This is a genomic window from Rhodococcus sp. P3_B8 (assembly GCF_056402775.1).
In genome coordinates this window covers 1-3,463 of record NZ_JBFUGT010000479.1, presented here as the reverse complement: position 1 = coordinate 3,463, position 3,463 = coordinate 1, and the positions used below count along the sequence as shown (strand labels likewise).

Sequence of the window (3,463 nt, the reverse complement as noted above, 5' to 3'; positions counted from 1 at the left end):
CGAATTGGGTCCACTGGTTATACGCCAGTTGGACCGGGACACCGACATCGATCGTTTCGACGATATTGGTCAACTTGAGCTTCTTGCCCTTACCGCTACCGCCACCGCCACCACCAGTGACCGCGTCCTTCACATCCGACGCCGTCTCCTTCACCTTGTCGGTCAACCCGGAGAACAGTGACTTGCCATCGCCCTTCTCGTCCCCGTCACCGTCACCGTTGCCGTTGCCGTTGCCGTTGCCGTTGCCGGTGACCGCGGACAGCAGGCTTCCGCCGCCACCCTCGGCGTAGTCGGTGAGCCGTCCGGACGCACCCTGCACCTTGTCGGAGACCGACGAGAGCGCTTTTTCGGCCACCGTGCCGACCAGCTTCTGCATTGCTTCCTGGAGCACGCTGGACGATCCGTTGCCGTCACCCGGCGCAGTTTCTCGCAGTTTCTTCGCGGCGTTCGTCATCGTGCTCACCGTCCGCCGCGCCGGACGGGCGCAGAATTAGTCGTGGCTTTCGCCCGTGTCTTGCGGCCCCTGGTAGGGGCCTCTTCGTCATCCTCGTCGGACTTCGCGCTCCGCGATCTGCTGGTCGGCCGGGAGCTACCGTTGCTGGAAGTCCGTCGACGCGCGGCGGGCCGCTTGCGTGGGGCGGGTTCCTCGTCGGCGGTATCTTCGTCGGCAGCGTCTTCCTCGTCGGGCTCTTCGTACTCGTCTTCCTCATCGGCGTACTGTTCGTCCGGCTCTTCCTCGACTTCGGACTCGTCGTACTCCTCGTCCTCGGACCGGCCGCGTCGCTTGCGACCGAGTTTTCCGAGCCTGCTGAGCTTGCCTACGGAATTGCCGACACCACTCGCGGTGTCGTCCACGGTGTCGCCCACGTCGCCGACGACTTCTCCGCCGCTTGACAGGAGGCGGTTGTTGAGCGAATTGATGCGTTGGCTTGCGGCGGTGACCGCTGCGGCCTTCGCCGCGCTGACCAGCTCTTCGCGCACCGAGTCGCTGATCTTGGCGAACTCGGGGGAGCTCGCGAGCATCTTCGTACCGCGTTCCAGTAAATCGCGTGGCCCGCCGGGGAAGCGTCCGGTCGCACCCGCGGCCGCGAGCATCAGTGCCATCTTCATTCGGTGTGTACGGCCCAGCATGTATCCTGCGCCGACGGCCAATGCCACCTGACCTTTGGTTTTCATCGTCGAACCCCTTTACCGAGTAGTCGCCGGCGCACCGCTCGCCCACTTCGGCAATGTGTGGCAGAACCGTCCTCGGCAATGTCTCGCAAAACCCTGCGCGGTATGGGGCGCCGCTTGTCGACTACCCCAGCTGCGGGACACTCAACCACCACCAGAAAATCCGGTTCGGGCAGCTTTCCGCGGCCACGCATCCACGTCGACTGTCTCKAGATTGCGGATTGGCACCGAAAATCGAATGTGCCTCAGCAGCAACCCTGTTCACGGAGAAGGTTAGGGGAATTCACTCGGCGGCGGCGCGCACCGCCGCCACCAGCGCCGCGACAACGAGCACCAGCAGGAGGACCACGAGCAGTACCGGCGCGAGCAGGGCCCCGAGGACCAGGACGAGAACCAGGGCGACCTTGGCCTTGCCGCTCAACCCGGACACGAGCGCTTTGATCGCGGCCCACACAGGATTCTTGCCGGTCAGGGCGGCCCGAATGCCTGCAATTACGGCGTTGATCCCCGCGTCGCTCTGTGCGATCGTATCGACGAGCGTGTCCATCCATTCCCTGAACTTCTGCCGAATATTCTGCGTCACCGTGTCGCCGCGTTCTCGAATCGCGTCCATGAGCCGGTGAACGTGGTCTTTAAGCCATGCGATGACCGCCTCGACCGACCGCGACAACAGTCCGCGTTCGGTCTCCTGCGAGATCGGGTCAGGCCTGCGCTGACGAGTCGGCGTGGTGGACCGAGGGCGCGCCGTTACGTGGGACCCGGTGTCTCGGGGACGCTTCCGGGCCGTCGGCTTCGTGGCGTCGGGGCGGTCCGTTCGGGGTGCCGGTTTCCTTCTCCCGGGGGCGCTGTGGCGTGACGTGGAGGGTGATTTTTCGGCTGCCGGTCGCCTAGGGGGCAACGGTCGTCTTCGTGGCAGCCGCCCCGAGGCTGCGCCGGCGGGCGGCGTCGACTTCTTCGAAGTCTGATGTGATCGACTTGTCGCCGCCGTGGCGGTGGCCATCGGCTTGTCGTTGTCCGTGGTCTTGCTGTGAGAGGAAGTGCCTCCACGGTCAGGCCTGGCCGGTGTGCTCCGGCCGCTTGTCCTCACTCGTGCGCCCATACACCGCAATTACCCTCGCGACCATTCTTGAAACGGGAGCGGATTTAGTGGGCGCTGCAGGTGCGGCGGATCTCCGGCGCCGCGTTCGTCTGTGCGGGTTGTTGCGGGTGATGATGAGCGGTGTCGGAGGAGGTGAACCGGTGATCGRCTGTCAGTGCGGTGCCCGCATCCTGTCTCCTCGGGGCCCATCGTGAAGGTGGAGAAGTATGTTTTCTCCGCGGGAGATTGTTCCGGTGAAGTCGAAGGAGCGGGCGGGCATCGGGGTTAGGATGCACAAGGAGATCTGCCCAGCTGGTACCGCTCATCGGCGCGGTATCGAACTCTGCCGCAGAGGCGGTGATGCCGACGATGAGGAATTTTCCGGTGGGGAACGTGGCGAGCCGGACGGTCGGAGGGCGCCGGTGCCGCACACTGAATACCACCCGCGCCGCTGCACTCGCGGTGGGCGTTGCCGTCGCGATCGCGGGCTGCTCGACCACTTCCGATCCGACGACCTCGCAGACGTCGAACGGTGCAGTGCCCGCCTCGACGACCGCCGCCGCACCAACGGGGTCGGCGCTGAAACCCATCGACCCGGCCGCATTCCAGGACGCTGTGAACGCGGCGGCCGAGGAGCTGCTCGTACCCGGCGCGGTGGTGCAGCTCCGCACCCCCCAGGGGAGCGTCGACGCCGTGGTCGGTACGACCGAACTGGGCGCGCAGACGCCGCCCGACGAACACACCCATTTCCGGATCGCGTCGAACACCAAGACCATGACTGCGGCGCTGACCGTGCTCCTCGCCCAGGACGGGAAGCTCGAGTTCAGCGACCCGGTGTCCACCTACGTTTCGGATGTGCCCAACGGCGAGAACATCACCGTCGCAGAGCTGTTGACGATGCGCAGTGGGCTGTACAACTACACGAACTCGCCCGAGTTCGCGGCCACTCTGGATACCGACCCGGCGAAGGCCTGGACGCCGCAAGAGGTCTTGGATATCGCGTTCCGGCACCCGCCGGAATTCCCGCCGGGCACCTCCTACGAGTACAGCAATACGAATTTCGCGTTGCTGGGTCTGATCGCCGAGAAGGCCGGCGCGCGCCCATTGGCCGAGCAATTCCGGGATCGATTGTTCGGGCCCCTCGGGTTGCAGCAAACCTCGCTTCCCGCCGCCGACGATGCCGCGACCATCCCGGATCGCTATTCGCACGGC

At 65.4% G+C, this 3,463-nt stretch carries 3 protein-coding genes and 1 pseudogene; 1 reads left to right on the top strand and 3 read right to left on the bottom strand.

Annotated features, from left to right (window positions below; translation table 11 throughout):
* From AC1D1G_RS43235 to AC1D1G_RS43225, 3 genes and pseudogenes are all read right to left on the bottom strand, one after another.
* A pseudogene (locus AC1D1G_RS43235) lies at positions 1 to 454 on the bottom strand (SRPBCC family protein); the annotation flags it as partial.
* Between the two features lie 5 nt (positions 455 to 459).
* Positions 460 to 1,176 (bottom strand): hypothetical protein, encoded by a 717-nt coding sequence (locus AC1D1G_RS43230; RefSeq protein WP_317571213.1) that lies wholly within the window; start codon positions 1,174 to 1,176, stop codon positions 460 to 462.
* A 280-nt stretch (positions 1,177 to 1,456) separates the two neighbouring features.
* Positions 1,457 to 1,786 carry a hypothetical protein gene (locus AC1D1G_RS43225; RefSeq protein ID WP_280784479.1) on the bottom strand — a complete coding sequence of 110 codons (330 nt, stop codon included), beginning with the start codon at positions 1,784 to 1,786 and terminating at the stop codon, positions 1,457 to 1,459.
* Positions 1,787 to 2,788: 1,002 nt separating this feature from the next.
* On the opposite strand from AC1D1G_RS43225, the gene AC1D1G_RS43220 reads away from it, so the two are divergent.
* On the top strand, positions 2,789 to 3,463 hold a 675-nt coding region (locus AC1D1G_RS43220), incomplete at its 3' end, for a serine hydrolase domain-containing protein (RefSeq protein WP_477956708.1).